Annotated in this window: 11 protein-coding genes; 4 read left to right on the top strand and 7 right to left on the bottom strand. The window is 63.9% G+C overall.

The features are described 5' to 3' along the window. Window positions 1–622: 622 nt before the first annotated feature. From AB0J04_RS40645 to AB0J04_RS40615, 7 genes are all read right to left on the bottom strand, one after another. On the bottom strand, window positions 623–4,741 hold the full coding sequence (locus AB0J04_RS40645) for a WD40 repeat domain-containing protein (protein ID WP_363173711.1): 4,119 nt from the start codon (window positions 4,739–4,741) through the stop codon (window positions 623–625). A 9-nt stretch (window positions 4,742–4,750) separates the two neighbouring features. Next, on the bottom strand, window positions 4,751–6,244 hold the full coding sequence (locus AB0J04_RS40640; protein WP_363173709.1) for a hypothetical protein: 1,494 nt from the start codon (window positions 6,242–6,244) through the stop codon (window positions 4,751–4,753). Between the two features lie 384 nt (window positions 6,245–6,628). After that, window positions 6,629–7,432, bottom strand: coding sequence for a phosphoadenosine phosphosulfate reductase (locus AB0J04_RS40635; RefSeq protein ID WP_363173708.1), 804 nt, complete (start codon window positions 7,430–7,432; stop codon window positions 6,629–6,631). Between the two features lie 242 nt (window positions 7,433–7,674). After that, on the bottom strand, window positions 7,675–8,394 hold the full coding sequence (locus AB0J04_RS40630) for a hypothetical protein (protein ID WP_363173706.1): 720 nt from the start codon (window positions 8,392–8,394) through the stop codon (window positions 7,675–7,677). A gap of 75 nt (window positions 8,395–8,469) precedes the next feature. Then, on the bottom strand, window positions 8,470–9,381 hold the full coding sequence (locus AB0J04_RS40625) for a phospholipase D family protein (RefSeq protein WP_363173704.1): 912 nt from the start codon (window positions 9,379–9,381) through the stop codon (window positions 8,470–8,472). After that, a complete protein-coding gene (locus AB0J04_RS40620) occupies window positions 9,378–11,249 on the bottom strand; it encodes an ATP-binding protein (protein ID WP_363173702.1) in 1,872 nt (623 codons plus the stop codon). The genes AB0J04_RS40625 and AB0J04_RS40620 overlap by 4 nt, the downstream gene beginning before the upstream one ends. Then, window positions 11,246–12,865, bottom strand: a complete 1,620-nt coding sequence (locus tag AB0J04_RS40615; protein ID WP_363173701.1) for a DEAD/DEAH box helicase — start codon at window positions 12,863–12,865, stop codon at window positions 11,246–11,248. The genes AB0J04_RS40620 and AB0J04_RS40615 overlap by 4 nt, the downstream gene beginning before the upstream one ends. A gap of 443 nt (window positions 12,866–13,308) precedes the next feature. On the opposite strand from AB0J04_RS40615, the gene AB0J04_RS40610 reads away from it, so the two are divergent. From AB0J04_RS40610 to AB0J04_RS40595, 4 genes are read left to right on the top strand one after another with little or no spacing between them, the layout of a single operon-like run. Beyond that, the gene (locus AB0J04_RS40610) at window positions 13,309–14,478 is read left to right on the top strand and encodes a cysteine desulfurase family protein (protein ID WP_363173700.1); all 1,170 of its coding nucleotides are present in this window, start codon (window positions 13,309–13,311) and stop codon (window positions 14,476–14,478) included. 57 nt (window positions 14,479–14,535) lie between these two features. Next, entirely contained in the window at window positions 14,536–15,633 is a 1,098-nt protein-coding gene (locus AB0J04_RS40605; RefSeq protein WP_363173699.1) for a DUF4007 family protein, read from the top strand. Further along, window positions 15,630–19,199: an ATP-binding protein gene (locus AB0J04_RS40600; protein WP_363173698.1), complete on the top strand. Its 3,570-nt coding sequence runs from the start codon at window positions 15,630–15,632 to the stop codon at window positions 19,197–19,199. Before AB0J04_RS40605 ends, AB0J04_RS40600 begins: the two co-directional genes overlap by 4 nt. Window positions 19,200–19,201: 2 nt before the next feature. Continuing rightward, window positions 19,202–20,038, top strand: coding sequence for a phosphoadenosine phosphosulfate reductase family protein (locus AB0J04_RS40595; RefSeq protein WP_363173697.1), 837 nt, complete (start codon window positions 19,202–19,204; stop codon window positions 20,036–20,038). Window positions 20,039–20,268 lie beyond the last annotated feature (230 nt).

Raw genomic sequence — 20,268 nt, 5'->3', positions numbered from 1 at the left:
CGCCGCGACCGAAACCGACTGACCGACAGCAACCAACGACACGGGGGTCACGTTTCAACCGCCCAAAATGGGTCAAATTTCAGCCGCCCCCGACATCGTCAAGCTACGTCACCAGGGACGCGGAGCCAGCTGGCTCGACTACCCAGCATTCGATGCAGATCCCCATCCCCGTTTGGCCTCGTCGTACAGCGTTGACCTGCAGAACCTGAAGTCGTCCTTCATGTCCTACGCAGATTCAGCCAACCGTCCGCTACTCCACCGCAAGCATGAGTTTCTCGCGCCGGACGACCCCGATGTACCGAAGTATCAACGTCTTACCGATGCCGAGGTTAGAGCCGGTCTCTACGAGGAACCACACCTCATCGGCAACGAGGAGGGTTGGGAGCGAGCACTTGCCCGCTGCGGCCGGGCCCTGCGGGGACACCGGCTCATCCGACGTCCTGGTAGCTGAGGGATGGTCGGTCGTGACCGCTGCACCCCCGCTGCTTCCCCTGGCTTTCGCGGGCTCCCGGACCAAGGCAGGTGGACGACCGGGCTTATGTAGGGCGTCCTGTTCACGGTCTACCCCGTGGCAAGCAGATGTGAATGGCCGCAATCGCCGGCCACTCGATCGAGCTCAGCGTCACGTCGAAGGATCGCTCCCTCCGTGCCATCTAGTCATCAGGGCTCCGTCTGGTCCCACCAGAGCGAGGCTTCCGTCGACACTAGCGAGGCCAAGCACGTGGACAGTCAGCGGGAGAACCGAGCTCGTTGAAGTTTCCAGGTCCCAGATCCGTACTATCCCGTTGCTGCTAGTGGCGAGCAGGGTGCGGCCATCGGCCGCGAGAAATGCCACCACTGCAACCACTGCGCCGCTCTGGCCAGGCAGCGGTTCACCGACCTCAGTGCCGGTCAGCGGATCCCAGATCCGCACCAACCCGTCGCCGCCGCCGGTAGCTAGCAAAGTACGGCCGTCGGGCGCGGGAAACGCCACCAACGCGAAGACCTCGTCCCTGTGGCTGGGCAGCGGTTCACCGACCATGGTGCCGGTTAGCGGATCCCAGATCCGCACCATCCCATCGCCGCAGCCTGCGGCAAGCAGCGTACGGTCGTCCAAGGCAGGGAAGGCCGCCACGGCGAACACCCCGCCGACGTGGCCGGCCAGCGGTTCACCGACCATGGTGCCGGTTAGCGGATCCCAGATCCGCACCATCCCGTCCAGGCCGCCGGTAGCAAGCAGGGTGCGGCCGTCGGGTGCGGGGAACACCACCATCGCGAACACCCCGTCGACGTGGCCGGCCAGCGGTCCACCGAAGGGAGCACCAGTCAGCGGATCCCAGATCCGCACCAACCCGTCGCCGCCGCCAGTGGCAATAAGGGTATGACCGTTCGGCGCGGGAAACGCCGCCACCACGACCACCCCACCGCTGTGGACGCGCAGCGGTGTACCGTCAGAAATCCCGGTCGCAGAATCCCAGATCCGCACCGTGCCATTGTTGCCGCCGGTAGCGAGCAGAGTTCGGCCATCCGGCGCGGGGAACGCCACCACCGTGCCCACCCCTCCGACGTAGCCAGACCCGGGTTCGCCGACTGTGCTGGTCAGCGGATCCCAGATCCGCACCGTCCCGTCGATTCCCCCGGTAGCGATTAGGGTGCGGCCAGCCAGCGCGGGAAACGCCACCACCGTACGCACTCCGCCGGTGTGGCCGCGCAGCGGTTCACCAACCTCAGTGCCGGTCAGCGGATCCCAGATCCGCACCAACCCGTCGTCACTGCCGGTAGCAAGCAAAGTGCGGCCATCCGTCGCAAGAAATGCCACCACCGTACGCACTCCGCCGGTGTGGCCGCGCAGCGGTTCACCAACCTCAGCACCAGCCACCGGATCCCAGATCCGCACCGCACCATCGTCGCCGCCGGTAGCAAGCAAAGTGCGACCATCCAGCACGGGAAACGCCACCACCGCAAGCACTCCACGAGTGTGACCACGCAGCGGTTCACCAACCTCAGCACCAGCCACCGGATCCCAGATCCGCACCGTCCCGTCATTACCGCCGGCAGCGAGCAGAGTGCGTCCGTCGGGCGCGGGCGCGCGAAACGCCACCACCCCACGAACTCCACGAGTGTGACCACGCAGCGGTTCACCAACCTCAGCACCAGCCACCGGATCCCAGATCCGCACCGTCCCGTCATTGCCGCCGGCAGCGAGCAAGGTACGGCCGTCCGGCATGGGAAACGCCACCACCGCAAACACCCCACCGATGTGACCACGCAACGGTTCACCGAAAGCAGTGCCAGTCAGAGGATCCCAGATCCGGACGGCACCGTCGTCGCCGCCGGCAGCGAGCAAGGTATGGCCGTCCGGCATGGGAAACGCCACCACCGCCCGCACCCCACGAGTGTGACCACGCAGAGTCAGGTGCAGAGGGTTGGTGTTGAGTCGAGCCCAGGTGACTGACCAGGTGGGAAGGGTGTCGTCCGGCTCACCCTGTGACCGGTCGAAGGATCCGGTGGTTTGTGCGGTGGCGACTTCTCGGAGGCCACGGCGATCGCCTTGACTGTTCGTGACGGCCATATGCTGCGAGGCCACCGCCCCGGCGATGGCTGGTGGGAGGGTAACTCGTCCGAAGGCGTGAGTCATGACCTGGCTGGTGATGCTAGTGGAATCAAGACGGTCCAGCACACGGGTGTGTTGTGCGAGATATTCCCATGCCGGAAGTTGTCCTTGAGCCGCGTGAGCGGGTAGATGATAGATGACATAGGGGTTGAGTTCTGCTTTGGGCAGGCGCAAGTCACCATCGCAGGTCAGGGCTTCCGTGATCTGTTGGTGGAGGTTCTCACGCTTCTCTCCAGTTGAGTTGAAATACTCGATAAAGGTTCGATGGGCGAGCCGGTAGACGGTCTGCCCAGCCTCGGCGTCGAGCATGAGATAGGGCGCCGCATCTACGGTCAGGTCATGAATTACCTCGTCGTTAATCGTCACACCCATAGGAGCCACAGCAGTGGCAAGCGTCGCCCAGATTCCGTCCCGGAGTGACAACCCACGTCCTTGCGCAAGCGCCAAGGCATGGAGTAGGGGTCGAAAAGCTGGGTTACGCATCGAGAGCCTCTGCGCCGCGCGAGCAAACAGTTGTCTGTGGCTGCTGTTGCGCAGGGATGTCAAGTCGTCGAGGAGGTTCGAGTCATGGATAACCTCGTGTACAGCCAAGCGGGCATAGAGGAATTCCCGGCCACTGTCACCGAGTTCGGACGCTGCCATTGTGATCTGTTGGGATGACGCCGTGAGCCTGCCGAGTTTCTCTGCCGTCTCCAGTTTGCGGCGGACGTAGCGAACCATCGCTAGTGAATCGCGGTTAACGCTCACTACCGACTTTGCGAGGTCGGAGTCCGCGCCGTTCATGTCGAGTGCGTCAAGGAGGTCCCTGTCCACTTGCGGCGGGAGATCAGGCCCTTCCTTGGTAGAACGGCGCGTACCGATTACAACTCGCGTGCCAGGGACTTCGGCGAGACGACGGATGATCTGGTCGGCGATCACCAGCGGCGCGTGGGCCTCGTCAAGCGCGTCCAGCAAAACCCCGAAGGGCAGCGCGCGTTGTGCTAGCCCGTCGAGAAGCCACTCGATCTGCTCGTTCAGGAGCAGATCACGCGGTATCTCCCTGAGCTGAGCAGCGAGCGCGATGCGTGCGATCAGTTCTTGGGGGGTGGCACCGGATAAGTGGATGACAGCGTCGAAAGGATCGCTGGGACAGGGGACTCCCGCTGGGAGCGGTTGGAGGTGGCCGGTGCGGAGGAGGATGCTCCTAAGCTTGGGGCGGGTGTGGAGCAGGATGTGCCCCAAAAGCGCGGACTTACCTGAACCTGCGGTGCCAGTAACCACCAACATTCCGTCGGCACCGGTGTCAAGCCAACGCAGGATGGTGTCGCGCTCCTCTTCGCGCCCCTCGAAGTACCAAGCGAGTTCGCCGAGTTCAGCACCCGTTGCCTTGGGGATGAAGTGACGTTGCTCGTCTGGCGGCAGCTGGTCGATGACCGCCTGGATCTCGGCGAGCACGTCGAGCGTTGTTGTGACTGCTCCGGCCGCTGCAGGGACAATCCTATGGAGCAGAGCTCGTCCCATTTTAGTGTGGGGCACGACCGGGCAACCGCGGAGATTCCGTTGGAGTTCATCGCCGAGAGCCCGTAGATCAATGGTGCTGTCTGCCGCGAAAGTAGTGCCGAGGACAGTCTCCAAGGCGTGACGGAAGGCACCAAGGTTCGCGTTCCCGTCCTCGGAGGTCGACACGAGCAGGAAGTTGCGCGGACCGTTGCTCTTCAGCAACGCACGGGCGCTGAGGAGCTCAACAAAGCGGCCTGACTTACAGGCATCGATGACCACGATGGCCCATGTGCCTTCTGCATCCGGGTGGTTCTGCCGAGCCGTCAGATACCCGAGGAGATCATCCGGTGAGATGCCGCTGTGGATAAGCGGGTGCGGACTGCCAGCGTGGGCGAGGAGGGCCATGTCCTCGCCGTCGCTCTCGCCATGGCTAATCCAATAGAGGAAGGTGTTGCCATTGCTGGATGGGGTGGCCCATTCGCTCAGACGTTCCTGAACAGCGTCGGCGGTGCGTTCGCTCCCGATGACTTTCCAAGGGCTCGGACAGGGCGCAAAGGCGGCGAGGGCCGCAGTGACGGCCTTGACTTCCTCAGCTGTATGCAAGGGCTGGTGGTATTTGTAGTCGCTAATGTCGACTACGAAAAACTCCAGCGGAGGGGGTGTCGGCATCAGGCGGCCTCAGCCCAAGTCCTCTGGCGCAAGGGCCAGGACCAGCTGGGTCACCGGGGCACTGCCGCCAGCGTCCAGGCGCACACGGTACAGGCCTATGTCCGACAGAGTGATCTGGGCGACCAGTTCGCCGTCGCGGCCCGATAGTTGCGGTCGAGCAATCGATCTGCCTGTCGCGACGTCCTCGACGCGACAGGTCACCCCCGCTGGCGAGGGTCGACCGGTTACCCGCAGCATCCATGGTTGCTCGGCCATCACTCCCTCCTCGGGCAGGATCAAACCCAGATCGCCACTGCCCATTGGGGCCCCGAGGTGTTCGTCATGCTCGGTCAGCACTGCGTGGACGTAGCGGAGTGCTGTGCTGTTCTTGGCCAGGGCTCCGTGCTGAACTGGCAGATAGGTCGTGGAGTTGGGCGTGCTGGTCGATGCCGCGTCGCGGTAGACGGTGCCGTCGCCTGTCCTGTCTTGCCGGATCGGCACACCGTCGGCGTCCCGCCTCAGCAATCCGTCGCCGTGCGCCCGGAAGGCTTCGTACTGGGCATGAACGATGCCGTTGTCAATACGCAGGCTCTGGACCGTGGGCTGGGCGATGCCGATCACAGCCCGGTGCCCAGGCAGTCCCGGGGCAGTTGTGCGGATGCGCTCCTGGAACTCCAGCGCACGGGCCGCCAGTTCCTTACTGCCTCCGATCGCTTCGACGATCTCGGGCGAGAGCCGCGCGATCTCCAATCCCTCGTCGAGGCAACGATAGCTGGGCAACAGGTCATGCACGCCCGGCAACGTGGCCGCCAGTGCCTGCATCCGTCGCGGCGGGAGAGCCGGCAAGGGCTTGGCTCGGTCGCCATTGAGGATGACCACGGCCTGGGCGGCACCGAGGAAGGGCGTGCCTAGGCTGATGACAGCGCGCGTATCAGGGATGAGGTCGGGCTCGCGGGCCAAGGCCGCGCGTGTAAGCAGACCGCCCATCGAGTGCGCCACAAAGACGAGACGCGGGGGACGGTCCTCGCATAGAGCCCGAAGATTGGCGCTTGCCTCGACTTGGAGGCACCGCTGCAGAAGATGCTTTCGGGCCGCTGCCGCCAGCAACGCCCCGTTGTGCTCGACTGGCAAGCGCCAGTCATACGGGAAAGCCAGCACCGCTTCCGGGGCGGCAGCGGCCTCCGTGATGGTCCCCAGCAAGTCCGAGTACGGCTCGATTCCCCGCAGGAAGGGGGCCCAGGCAGGCCGGGTCAGCAGACGAGTGGCGGACACTCTGCCGGTTCTGCCCTCCAGCTCCTCTTCCGTGGCATGGAGACCCTGCAGGCCGTCCCCACGCCGCCATGCCCGTTCCAACACCCGGACGTCCAGCCCCCACAGCGGGTTTCCCGTCTTGGCATCTCGTAGTTCACTGCCCATGATTCCAGGGACGACGATCACCGCATCCTGGGTGACATCTGGAATCACCGACGGCCGCGGGCTCCACACGCGTTCGCTCCCCGACTGGGAACCCTGCCAACTACTCATGGTCAATAACCATATCGACCATGAGTAGCGGGGAGGGTGCGATCGACTGGACTGGGCCAGTGGGGAACCAGCGCAGGACCAACTCGTAGACGCCGAGGCACGGTTCAAGTACCAGGCATAGCGCCGTAGGATGACGCTTCGCCTTACTTTCGGAAGAGGAACCGATCAGACTCTGCAGCAGGTGTGCCCCCGGCCACAGTTCGATGTCCGAAGATTTTGCTCGCGATCGGATTGACATCCGGCCAGCGAGGCTCAGCCATGGTCGGCCGTTTGGCATCCTCAACCGGCTGGAGTCCGGTCGAACGCCGTTGGTCCTACCCTGGCGCGCCTTGCGAGTGAAGCGGCCGTATGACGTGAGCACGGTCACCTGTCATGCGCAGCCATTCAAGTCATGCACCAGCCTGAATCGCAACCGCCGCCGCCACCTTCATCGTCGGGCCACGATTCAGCTTGATCGGCCGGTATAGCGTCCGCGAGGGGCAAGCCGAAGCGGGTGAGGTAGGCCGCGTCCCTGCCGATGGCCTCACGGCGCACGTTCAAGACCGCTTCGAGCTGAACTGACTTGGCGAACAGCTCTGGTTCATTCCTACGTTGCTGCTTCCAGGCTTCGACGGTCCGAAACGGACAGAAGAAGCAGGCACTCTTGGGTGGGACGGGCAGCCCGGCTTCCGCAATTATGTGCTCGCAGTCGGATCTGCGCAGACCGAGATCGAGCAGTGGGTACTCGATCTCCTCGTATGGCTCTTTTCTACGTCTGTTGGCGCGATGAATCTCGTCGAGCGAGATCCCGATGCCGACAGTCGCTGGATCCCGCACGGTGGCTCCGTGTTCCCGAAGCCACCGCCCGATGACCTTGATCTTGAAATCTGCTGTACAGGACCTACGGCCCGGTGCCCCATTGGCCATGCGCACGGGAATGGGGATCGAGCGCGTATCCGGACGGTTGAGCCGCTGCCAGAGGGTCTCCGTGGCGCCATCGCGCCGGCGACGATGCAGCTGCTGGAGGTCGAGGCCGGCGCCTGCGGCGTATGGCACTGCGACGTCACGGATATACGCCAAGGTCGAGGGGTGCTCGCTATCGTCCCCGACGTTGGCGAACAGGAAAGTCGAGTAGTCAATGTGCCCTTGGGCAGCGAGGACGAGGAGGGCCGTCGACTGAACGCCGCCCCCGAAGGAGATGACTCTCAAGTAGTCGCGTCCCCGTTTCGGACCCTCTCCATCGGAGGCAGAGGCGACGGGTGATCGGTCAGGCGGGCGTTCGCATTGGGGCATGACAGGGAGACTCCTGGGGGCGCTTGATCGAAGTAGGAGAGACTCTATTGACTCAAACTCTGAAGTCAAGTGTTACTCTCATGACGGCTGAAGCGCCACCACAACGCGGAAAGGTGTGACCCTGATGGAGGCCGAGCATCGGACGGGAGCGGCTAACCTCAGCGCTTGGGCCGGATCACCACGGACAGCCCCTCCGCGAGCGCCTGGGATACAAACTGCGCAGCTTCCGCCTCTTCACCTGGCTGGAAGGTCTGCGACAGGGGCAACGGCTTGTTCGGCGGCGGCGACGACGGAGGCGTCGTCTTACGGCCGCGCGGCTTTTGTAGTGCGTGGCCGCCAGCTCTGACTCGCTCGACATCTTCTGCTCTGACATCACGCCCGCGACGGGCGGCATCGTTCAGGACCGTTTCCAGGAGCCAGAGAGGGGATCCTGACAGTGAAAGGTCAGGCTCGGCAATGGTCTTCCGGTTACGCCAACGAGAGATGGTCTGCTCATCAACATGGCAGACCACAGCGACCTCCTTGATGCCTAGGATCACAGGTAGGCGGGACTTGTCGTCAACCTCGTACCCGTCAGGCTGGCGTTCTCGGTATGCACGCAACCGATCGCTAGTTGCCACGCGGCCTGAGTGTCCGTCGAGACGCAGGACGGTAGCGAGCAACCAGTACGGATTTCCAGAGGCAAGAAGGTCTGGCTCCGGGAGGGTCCCCTCGGTACGCCAGAGCTGCGAGGTCTGCCGCTTGACGTCGTAGAGTGCGGCAATCTCGGTATGGCCGAGCAGGTATGGGGTACGCGCCGCAGCCATGCCCTGCACCCTTTCGATAGTCGCGGCAACCAGTACCAGCGGGCTAAAGGTAACGCTCCTGGCCTCCAGCATCAGCTGGCCTCGCCGAGCTCTGGCACTAGCACCTCTTTGGACCCACAGCCGCATCGCCATGGGTACAGGACTGCGTCACATGACCTGTCGACCTTGCCGAATCTCCCACGGGCCGATGGGCACGAGATGGATCTCGTCAAAGTAGCGCAGCCACTCGGCGATTGTCTCTGTGGACCTACGGGCCCGCTCCTCCGTGCAACCGACACTGCCCATCAATTCTCGCTGGACATCGTCCATATTGAGACGTCCCGCCTCAACGAGGCGCTGGACTTCAGGAATAGCCCGGAGTCGGGACAGGACGGCATTGCCAAACGCCTGCTCACCCAACCCTGGAGCCACGTCGAGGGCCGCGAGATCCCGAAGGATCCCGGCAAGTACATCGCGACCGATCTTGCCGTGTCGTCCGTTGTACACGCCATAAAGCCTTGTCGGGTTTCTGGTCTCCGGCAGCCATGGAATCGGGCGTTCGTCATGGCCAGCGACGAGCACTCGCGGAGCTTCCTCGTCTGCTTGGAAGAGGTCGGCCTGTTTCCTGATCTGATGCGCAAGGTCTATCGTCCCGGGTACCCCCGTGTCCTTGATAACACGGAGCAAACGCTGCACTTCGGGGTGCGCCGTACTGGTTTCGATCAACAGCTCGATGTTCGAGTCGGGAACAAGGCCTGTGGCCTTACCCGTGAGGTTCGGCGACCCAATCAGGCATACATCATCAGCAGCGTAGAGCTTGGCGTGCAAGTTGTGACACAACGCGATGGAAACGCGTCCGTCGGCCGCTGCCAGGTCTGCGATTTCCGGATCCGAGACACCTGCAGCGACTTCGGCGACCGACCAGCGAGTGACACACTGAATGTCCTGTACGTGGCTTGGGATAGCAGCGAGGGCAGCCTCGAAAACGTCCTTCTTTATAAATGGGGCAGCCAGGACGACCCGCTGAGTCGCACAGGCAAGCATCTGCTCGATCTGCCGCCAGATGTGGTCCTCCCTCACTCTTCGTCCTCATCGTCTGCGTCACTGGCGCCGAGGAACTCACTGGCGATTCGACCCCAGTCCTGGCGCATCTGCTTGGCACGCTTGCGAGGCAGTTCCGGCTGTTCGTCCTCGAAGCGCGCCCAGGAAAAGAGAAGGAGCTTGAAAGCGCTGGCTGCGCTGGCGAGACGCTCGGCGAGCTGCTCTCGCGTGGCACCCTCGATGTCGGAGTCGAGCACCGCGATCAAATCGCTGTAGACAGCGTGGTCCATGTTCAGGGCAACCTGCAGCACACCCGGGATGTACTCGACGTTGAAGAATGACGGAGAGTCAGGGTTTCGGCTGGTGATCAAGCGAACGTGTTTGCCTTGCGACATGGTCTCTTCGGTGATCCGCCTTGCGTCCACCGGAGTGTAATGATGTGTCTCCACAAGGCTTTTAAGCTGCAGCTCCTTGCTCTCCTCCGTGGTGATCTCTTCAGAGAGCTTGGTCGTCAGACTCGGCTGAGTCTCACGACTGCGGCGCTTGACCGCTTCTTCAACCTTGCTTTCAACCGCTTCATGCCGTTTGCGGCTTGTACCTGTCCCGAGGGTCTGTACATCCAGGTCTGATCGGAGTTTTCCGATCAACTTCTCCCGAATATGGTAGACGATCTCGATGAGAGGAAGCCGTGGATTTCCCTCATCCCGCAGCTGCTCGCGGAACTCTTCCCAGGATAGTCCTGCAGCATCATCTCTCCAATTAAAGTTCGCCAGGCTGGAGAAGGTAGTGGCTGCCTGCTTGTTGTTGGTAACGCCGAAGACCTCGTCGAGGGCCGGAGGAAAATCGATTTCGATGCCCCACCAGCGCTCAACCGGGCTAGAAGGGTTGACCCAGCCCGTGTCGAGGTCAAGTTCCCGGTCGGCACGGATCAGCGAAATGCCGAGGTTCCTTCTTGCGTGCTTGCCCCAAGGCGTGTCACCAGGATTGAGGCTCGACGAGATGGTGGTGGGCCACCGGGCACCCTCAACGTCGGGACGACGCGCGGCATCTACCGCAATGGAGGAACGGACGAGGACGGGGTAATCCTTGCCGTCTGGAGCTCGAACCCAAAACCGTTCGACGCCGATCTCGCCAGCGTTCCCCCCTCCATGGGCGCGGAACATCGGTCGCACGTCGAAGGGTTCGGGTGTTGCGCTGGGGGTCATTAGGTACAGCGGGTCGTTGATCCTCGCATACCGGCAGCCCGGCAGCTGAGCCCAACCTCGGGCGGGGACGAGCTTGATGCGCGTCCCCTTCGCGATCAGACGCCGGTAGATGCGTCCGATCAAGGCCTCCGTGTTGTTGAGCGTCGTTTCAGCGCCCCGCCACTGCACCCGCTCCAGCTCGCTCCACTGCACGAGGGTTCCGGTAGGGCCGAGACCCTCAGCCAGCGCCTGCCATTCGTCTGGGAGACTATCGGGCTTGGGTTCGGGTACCTCTTCAAGGCCCCCCGTGGCAATTTGCTTGAGGTCGAGATAGGTATGGAGTGCGTTATCGGGACCGTTCGTCCATGACCAGACATCAACCCGATCACACTGAGAGATGCTGGAGTTGGGCAGCCCGACGCCAAAACGCCCTATCCCGTTGCGACCCTGGCGGGTGCCAGCGCCAATACGCAGGGAGTGCCGAAGCGTCTCCGCGCCCATACCGCTGCCGTTGTCCAGAACAGCGATCTTCTCGATACGATGCCGCCCCCTCAATCCGGGCCGGTCGACGGCCTCCACGGCAAACAGCTCGACAAGTTCGGCGCCGGCCTCGATTCCGTTGTCGATCAATTCGGCGATGGCATGAGCCGTCGACTTATAGCCGCTGTCCTGCAGTGCCTTGACCGTTAGATCCGGCGTCACGATCGAGTACTTGGATGTCATGGGGCCTTCCACACGTCTTCCCAGTTGGTGAATGCGTCTGCCACGTCTCCGAAGCCCGGGAGTGTGGGATCAACAACGGTCACTACGTCGCAATTCGGGGTGCCGCCGGCTTTGGGCCCGCGGATGACCCGTCCGACCATCTGGCTGTAGAGCACGAGGGAACGGGTGGGTCGTGCAATGACAGCAGCACTCACCGCCGGGGCGTCGAATCCAGTTGTGAGAACACCGTAGTTGGACAAGACCATCGGCCGAGTACCGGTGCCCTTGAAACGGTTGATGACCCGATCGCGGTGCCGTGGTGAGGATTCGGCGGTGACCTGTTCGGCGTCGAGTCCGAATACGGACAGGATGGCGACCAGCAGTCGGCTGTGTTCGACGGAGGCGGCGAACAGCAGGATCCGGCGGTGATGCTGGCTCAGGTCGAGGATGGTGCGTACCACCTGCAGGTTCCACTGCACGTTGTCGGCAAGCCGCCCGATCAAAGCTTCGGGGATATCAAAGGATGCGGCCAGTGCCTGCTTGTCCCGCGTACTGAGCTGCATGCCGGAGTCGGCAGCCACGGTGCGGAAGTCCGGCCGTGCGAGGTACCCCTGCTCAATGAGGGCGGTAACAGGGTTGTCGTAGCCGTCGATCTCCAGCATCACCTTCTGGCGGGCGAAGAAATCGGACAGCTTCTCGTCTTCGGAAATGTTGGCCCAGGTGCGGCCCGGGGTGGCTGTCAATCCCATCAAGCTAGCGTCGCTACGTAGCGTGAGCGAATCGACAATCCTGCGGTAGGTGGGGGCGATGGCCTGATGGGCCTCATCGAAGACCGTGAGCGTGGCGGTCAGGGCGAGCCGGTCCAGGAAGGTCGGATCAGCCTTGGCGGCTGCGCTGGCCTTGTCGAGACCGAGCACGACGATCCCGTCCGTCAGGCCATCGAGATTGGTGGGAGAATCGCCCCACATCCGAAGGACGGTGGTTTCACGGTTGCCCAGGGCGCCCCATGCCCGCTCGAATTCCTCTGCGGCCTGCTCCAGAAGCTCTCGGCCACGAGCCAGCCACACTACGACGGTCGGCTCGCCCTGACGCAGGTGGTCGCAGATGAGGTTCATGCCTGTGCGGGTCTTCCCGACGCCGGTCGGCAGATGCAGCACGGCCCGGCGTTCCCCGGAGTACAGCAGGCGCCGCACCTTGCTGGCAGCGAGCCGTTGGTGGGGGAACATCGCGTAGGCGGGCTGACTGCTGCTGCGGAAGGAGACGGGGGCCTCGGGCGCCCGGTCGACGACCAGGCCGAGGAAGCCGAGAAGCGTACGGCGCTGTTCAAGCGACCACGGCTGCTCCTCAAGGAAGGTGCCCGGTTTGTCTGTACCTTCGAAGCCGAGCCGGCCAGCGAGTTCCGCCCGCTTGGCATCGGGCATCAATTGCAGGAGCTCTGCTCTCTCTTCGGGGTTACTGATCAGCTGTTCTGGCGACACGGCCGAGGCTGCAACCTTGCGGAGGGTCTCTTCGGTCCCGTTCCCGCCGTGAAGCAGATCGAGCAGCTCGCAGGCGTGCTCACCGAGCAGCCTCCTCACATAGGCCACGGGAGCTGCGTCGAGGAGCGACTGAAACGCGATGCCTGGAGATCCGGTCATGGTGTTCCCTGACTCGTACCTGCCTGATGAACACCCAGTATCTCCCGCAACCTTGATCCCTTGTCTCTGCGTGCGTCACATCACGGCGCGCATGAGGTGCGCCACGACCTGCGCACAAACCCTAGTGGGGACCACTGACACTCGCAGGACCCTCGACGGAATCCGCACCACCGGCTCTCACCAGCCGATGCGATCTGGCCATCGGAGAACTCAACTCCATCTTCCCGGCGCCCACTTCAGCTGTGGGCATCAGCCCTCACCCATGCGAACATTAGTTCTCAAGAGCGCATGCAACACGGGCACCGAACTGCACAAACCCGACCGGTTACCACACCTGCATCCTCGCCCGGCTAGGATCTCGGTGTACTACTGGTGGAAGCAGTCGCACCGGGCGACGACTTCCGCCAGCTCAGCGAACAGAGCGTCGCAAGGCGGGGTGGAGCATGACAGAACAGGATCTTGATTCAGATCTGGCATACCTGGACTACAACGCGACCGCACCGACACGCCCCGAGGCCGTCGCAGCCACTCTTGACGCCATGCGCACCGTGGGTAACGCCTCAAGCACACACCGCTCGGGTCGCGATGCGGCACTGCGCGTCGATGTGGCCCGTCGTCAGGTGGCCAATCTACTCAACTGCTCTCCCGGGGAGATCGTCTTCACCTCCGGGGCCACCGAGGCGAACAATCTCGCTCTACGTGCGGCGTTCAGCGCGGGCGGGGCTCTCGTGACGAGCGCAGTCGAACACCCCGCAGTACTGGAGACCGCTAGGGCCCTGACAAGCGACGCCCCCGAGTCGCTCATGCTGCTGTCGGTCGACGAAGACGGCCTGGTGGATCTGGACGGCCTCCACCTCGCGCTGGCCGCAAGTAGCGTAGCGATCGTTTCGTTGATGGCCGCCAACAACGAAACGGGCGTCCTGACGGACCTCGCCCCGATCGTCAAAGCTGCCCATGCGGCCGGCGCCCTGGTCCATACCGACGCGACTCAGATGGTCGGCCGGTTGCCGATCGACCTGCTGGAGAGCGATGTGGATCTGCTGTCGCTGTCAGCTCACAAGTTCGGAGGGCCGCAGGGCGTCGGTGCGCTGTTTGTTCGCCGCGGCATTGCCCTGCCCTACCGCCCACTGATCTTCGGCGGCGGGCAAGAGCGCGGCTGGCGGGCCGGAACCCTAAATGTCGCCGGTATCGCGGGTGCGGGAGCAGCGGCAGAAGCCTCCCGCCGCGACTTGATCAGTGACGGGACTCGAATCGCACAGTTGCGCGACTCTCTGGAACGCACGCTCGTTGAGCAGGCCGGCGATTGCCGGATCAACGGCGCGATCGGTCAGCGGCTTCCTGGGGTTACCAGCATCACGTTCCACGGCGCGCCGGCTGATGCGGTGCTCGCTGGCATGCCGGATGTGGCGGCCTCCGAGGGGAGCGCGTGCGCTGCCGGAGCACCAACTCCCAGCCATGTGCTCCTGGGCATGGGGCGCAGTCGGGAAGAAGCGGACTCCACGGTGCGGTTGTCCCTGGGGTACGCCACCACGGAGCACGATGTGGATCGGGCGGTGCCCTCCATCGTCCGGGCCGTGCGGAAGGTGCGAAAACTCCTGTCGGTCCCGATCTGATTTGGCGCATGAGCCTTGAAACCAACTGAAACCTGAACGGACACGGAGAAATCCCGCATGTCAGACACTCGGCTCGCGGAAGCCGCCCACTCCTCCTTCGCGCGCCATGAGACGTTCGCGCCGCGCTTTGGGTGGCTCCACAAGGCGTACATGCAGGTGAAGGACAACCCTGAGACGTTCCTCGCGGATGACGCTCCGGTGCAGCTCGGCGTCGGCAAGAACATGGTTTATTCCATGCGCTACTGGTCCCGAGCGTTCAAGCTCACCCGCGAGCACTATGGCGACGACACCAATTCGCGCGCCATGTTGTCGTTCCCGACGTGGGAGGCGCGATGGCTGCTCGACGAGCGTGGAGCCGACCCCTATTTGGAAGAGACCGGCAGCCTGTGGTTGCTGCACTGGTGGCTCCTCTGCTCCCGGCCGGGTGCCAAGAGCTGGGCTCCGGCTTGGTATGTCGCTTTCCAGATCGCGCCGTTCTCCCGGTTCACAGCGGAGGATCTGACACAGCTGATCGTGCGTCACGTCAACCTGTCCTTCCCCGAAGGGCCGGTGGAAGCCTCCATCGCCAAGGACGTCGACTGCATCACCAAGATGTACGCCCCCGCGCCCCGAGGGAAGATCGGCGCCCCAGGCGCGCTTGAGGACTTGCTCGCCTGCCCCTTCCGTGAACTCGGGCTACTGGAGCAGGTTGGGCAGCGGGGCAAGATGGAATGGCAGTTCACCACCGGTGTTCGCACCTCTTTGCCGGCCCGGATCGTGGCGTACGCCTGCCTTGACTACGCGGCCCGCACAACCCGCGGTGCTGGCTCCATCTCGCTCGCCCGCCTCGCCAACGAACACGGGGGTCCCGGCCGCGCGTTCCGTATCCGCGAACCGGATATCGCCGCCGCCCTGGAGAAAGTCTCCGGTGATCACTCGGGGCTGCAGATCGTCGAGGCGATCGGGCAGCAAAGCCTCGCGTTCTCATCTGATCCGTTCGAGTTGGCCTGGGACGTCTTGGACGATCAGTACGACCAGGTCCGGTCACGGCCGGGGTTCCCCACCCGCGAGGAGTGGGCACGCAAGTACCCCAAGCTCGCGGACGCCGAGAAGCGTGAGCGAAAGAACCAAGACGTCGTCGAGCCACAGCTCGCCCTGACCGAGGAGAACGTGTGACCACCGCGACCCCCACGCGGCGCAGTGCCGCCGGCAAGAACCCTGGTGGCCCGCAGTTCCCCACCGGCATCGCCTTGGTCGGCTCACAGATGCGCTCGACCAATCTGGAACGCGACGTCCAGACCGAGCTGCACTCTCTCTACATCGGCACGCGTGCAGTCGACGTCCTCGAACGCGTTACGAGTTCCCTCGGTAATTTGCGCCGTCCCCGGTCCTGGTCCTTCACCGGACCCTACGGTTCCGGCAAGTCCACCCTGACCAACCTCATCGATGCCCTCCTCGGTTATGACAAGGTCCGCCGTACCGAAGCCGAGTCCCTACTCGGCGCCACCAGCCCCAGCCTCGCCAAGCGCCTGCCCGCCGGCCGGGAGCAGCTCGCCCCGGCCGGCTTCCTCGGCGCCGTCGCCACGGCCCGCCGCGAGCCGCTCGTCGCGACGCTGTCGCGGGCTCTCCACACCGCTGCTCAACGCCGCTGGAAGACCCGCCCGCCCAAGGCAGTCGCTGCATCCCTTGCCGCCTGCACCGACCCTGCAACGACGTCGCCGCAGGACATCCTGAACGCCGTCGAGGCCCTGTGTGCGCTGCAGCCGCTGCTGCTGGTCATCGACGAGTTCGGCAAGACCCTTGAGCACCTTGCCGGTCACAGCGAGTTCGCCAGCACCAAGGACGACCTGTTCCTGTTGCAGGAACTCGCCGAGAAGAGCGCCGGCGATCAGGGTCTGCCGCTGTTCATGATGACGCTGCAGCACATGTCGTTCATGGACTACGCCGCCCGCTCCAGCGAGCTGCAGACCCGCGAGTGGGCGAAGATCCAGGGCCGGTTCGAGGACATCACCTTCACCCCGCACCTTGGCGACGCCGTCCAGCTGATGCGCCGTCGGCTCGACCAGTCCGCTGCTCCCGAGGCCGGCCAGAAGCTGATCCGGGCCCAGGCCGTGGCTGCCGAGAAGGCCTGGGAACATCACGGCCTCAACACTGTTGTTGGCCTGAAGGCCCAAGACTTCGCGGACCTCTACCCGCTGCACCCGCTGACCGCGGTCGCCGCTCCTCTCCTCGCGGCTCAGATCGGCCAGCACGACCGCAGTCTGACGAACTTCCTCAACAGCGACGAGCCCAACACGGTCCGCCGCTCGCTGGATCTGTTCTCGCTCGCCGAACCGCAGCGGGCCAGCACCATCCAGTTGCCGCAGCTGTACGACTTCTTCCTCGACTCCGGCCGTACGTCCCTCCTGGCCTCCACCAACGCTGGGCGCTGGATCGAAATCGAAGCCAGGGTCACCGAGGCCAACGGACTGTCCACGGCCGATCAGAACCTGCTGCGCACCATCGGCATGCTGAATCTGATCGACTCGGACGGTGCTCTGCGAGCGACTGCCGCCATGATCTACTTTGCGCTGCATGAGCCGTCGGACGGGGCGGACGCTAAGGCTTTCGCCGCCCTTGAGGACCAGTTGCAGAGCCTGGTGGACCGGGGCTTCCTGGTGCACCGAAAGTTCAACGGTGAGTACAGGGCATGGCTCGGCACGGACGTGGACATCGACGGCCGTCTGAAGGACATCACCAACCATCTCGACAACACGTACGTCATCCAAAGGCTCGGCGAGTACCTGCCGCAGGCGCTCACCGCCGGACGCCACAGCCAGGTCACTGGGATGATGCGCGCCCTGTTCACCCGCGTCACCGGCCCTGAGACCAAAAGCATCAAGGGTCCGAACGAACTCAATGACCACGCTGACGGACTGCTCGTCTTCCACCTCGGCACGACCGAGGACCGACCCGTGGTCAAGTCCTCGCTGCCGGTGGTCCTCGGAGTCACCGAGGAACCAGAACTCGTCGTAAGCGCTGCGACCTACCTCGTAGCCCTCCAGGAGCTGCTGCTCGACAAGTCGTTGGACCCAGTGGCACTGCGTGAGATCAGGGAACGCACAACAGGGGCCAAACGCGAGCTCCTGGAACTCCTCGACGCGGCCTTCTACCCGCAGACCCAGCGTGCGACCTGGCGACTGTGGCGATCGGGGATCTCCGCCGACGACGGCGAAGGTGAGGTGATCGAGGGCCGCAGCCTCAGCGGACTGGCCTCGATCGCTTGCGACCGCGTTTTCTCGGCCACCCCGCACATCCGCAATGAGATGCTCGGTCGCCACGAACTCACCAGCCAGGGTGCGAAGGCTCGCCGCGAACTGCTCACCGCGATGCTGCTGAAGTCCGGTGAACGGTATCTCGGCATCGCCAAGCACCCAGCCGAGCGTGCCATGTACAGCGGGGCCCTGGAATACATGGGCCTGCACCGGGAGAACACGGGGGCTCTCGCCGACGACTCCTCCACCTCCTTGTTCCCTTACGGCTTCTCCCGTCCTGGCGACTCCCATCCGCACACCCTCGCGGTCTGGGAGGCCCTGGAGGCGTCACTCACCGCAGCGAACAAGCGCACCAATCTCGACGAGATCTTCCGCGCCCTGATGGTGCCGCCCTACGGCGTCAAGGCCGGCGCCGTGCCGCTGCTGGTGGTCACTGCACTGATCCTGCGCAGCCAGGACGTAGCGCTGTTCGAGGAGGGCACATACCTGCCCCGGCTTACACCCGACATCGTCGAGCGCATGCTCAAGGCACCGAAGCGCTTCTCCGTTAAGTCCACGCCGCTCGGCGACGGCCTGCGCCAGAGCGTCGTAAAGAACCTGTCCCTTGCGCTGAAGGTGGACTCTCCACGCTCTCAGGCTCTCCGTAATCCAGCATTGCTCGCGGTGACCCGAGCGCTGATGGAGCGGGTGATGGTCCTGACCCCCTACGCCCGCCGCACCAAGCGCATCAGCCAGGACGCCATCGCTGTCCGAACCGTCCTGCTCACAGCTCAGGACCCGGACGACTTGCTCTTCCACACGCTGCCGCAGGCCTTGGGCCTCGATCCGATCAGCCCCGAGGCCCGGATCAGCAGCAGCGGCAACAAGGGTTACGCAGAACGGCTCGCTGCCGCAGCGGAGGAACTCTCCGGGGCGGAGAGGGCACTGCGTGCCGAGGTCGTCGAGACCATCAGCCGTGAGTTCCGTGTCTCCTCTTCGCTGCCGAAGCTTCGCCGTGAGCTTGCCGCACGGCTCAAGGGCTTCGCCGGAGTCTCCCTGAGTCTGGAATTGCGCGGCTTCGTTGCTATCGCGCTCAACGAGTATCTGTCGGACGATGACTGGCTCGATCCACTGATCGTTCGGCTGTCGAACTCGGCCCTCGGCGACTGGTCCGACAACGATGCGGCCGTCTTCTCCCGACGTGTCAAGGAGATGGCTGCCGCTCTCGACCGGGTCAGCCACCTCTACGAGAGTCGCGAACAGAGCACCGACCAGACCGAGAACCTCCAAGCGCGCCTGCTCACGCTCACGGACAACGACGGCGTCGAACAGCGGACGCTGATCTACGTCCCGGAGCAGTCCCGGCAGGAGGCCGAGAGCCTCGCTGTCAGTGTCCTGGAGCAAGCTAGGAACATGCTCGGTCCGGACGGCGCCCGCATTCTGCTTGCCGCCCTCGCCCAGCGCGTGACCGAGCCCGCTACTAACACCGCAGTCGAGAGGACGGAGTGACCATGACCGACGACACCACTCCCAAGAAGAGGGTCCGACACGTCCTAGGCCTGTCCGGCGGCAAAGACTCCTCCGCGTTGGCGATCTACATGCGTGACCGAGTGCCGGAGATGGAGTACTTCTTCTGCGACACCGGGGCCGAACTGCCGGAGACCTACGAGTACCTCAACAAGCTTGAGGCAGCGGTCGGCAAGCCCATCACAAGGCTGAACACGGACCGGGACTTCGACCACTGGCTGGAGGTCTACCAAGGCACGCTGCCGAGCCCCCAGATGCGCTGGTGCACCAAGAACCTGAAGATCAAGCCGCTGGAAGAGTGGGTCGGCGAGGACGAGGTGATCTCCTACGTCGCCATCCGCGCGGACGAGAACAGGCTCGGCTACGTCAGTACCAAGCCCAACATCACCGCGGTCTTCCCTTTCCGCGAGGACGGCATCGACCGCGAAGGTGTCGGCCGCATCCTCGACGAGGCGGGCACCGGTCTGCCGGGCTACTACGAGTGGCGCACCCGCTCGGGCTGCTACTTCTGCTTCTTCCAGCGCAAGCATGAATGGGTCGGGCTGAAGGATCGTCACCCCGAGCTGTTCGACAAGGCCGTGGCGTACGAGGAGAAAATCCGGCACCAAGGGACCGCCATGCAGGGGCGCGACTACACCTGGTCACAGGGAGAGTCACTGCACCAGCTAATAGAGCGTCGGGAAGACATCGAGGCGAAGCATCAGGATGCGCTCGATCGTGCTGCAAAGCGCGTGAAGCCGAACCGACCTCTGCTGGAGGTCCTGTCCGACGCCCTGGATTCGGATGACGACGAGGCCGGCTGCTCGGTCTGTCACCTCTGATTGACCCCAAGTTCCCTAGTAGGCCCCAATGGTGACGGTTGATCACTATCGGGGCCTACTTTCGTCTCATCGCACCGACTGTCAGTGCCGCGTGTAAGGATGTTCCTCCATCTACCGCCGCTGCAGCCGGAGTGCGGGGGTTCCCCCCGAGAAGTGGACACCAGTTCGTGATGTTATGCGGCGAGTGTCATCGTATCCGACTGCAGTTCGTACTCCTGCTCCCGGGCGAC

The organism is Streptomyces sp. NPDC050263 (assembly GCF_040655955.1).
Taxonomy (GTDB): Bacteria; Actinomycetota; Actinomycetes; order Streptomycetales; family Streptomycetaceae; genus Streptomyces.
The sequence above is the reverse complement of the archived record's forward strand: the minus strand, read 5'-3'. Positions and strand labels throughout refer to the sequence as shown.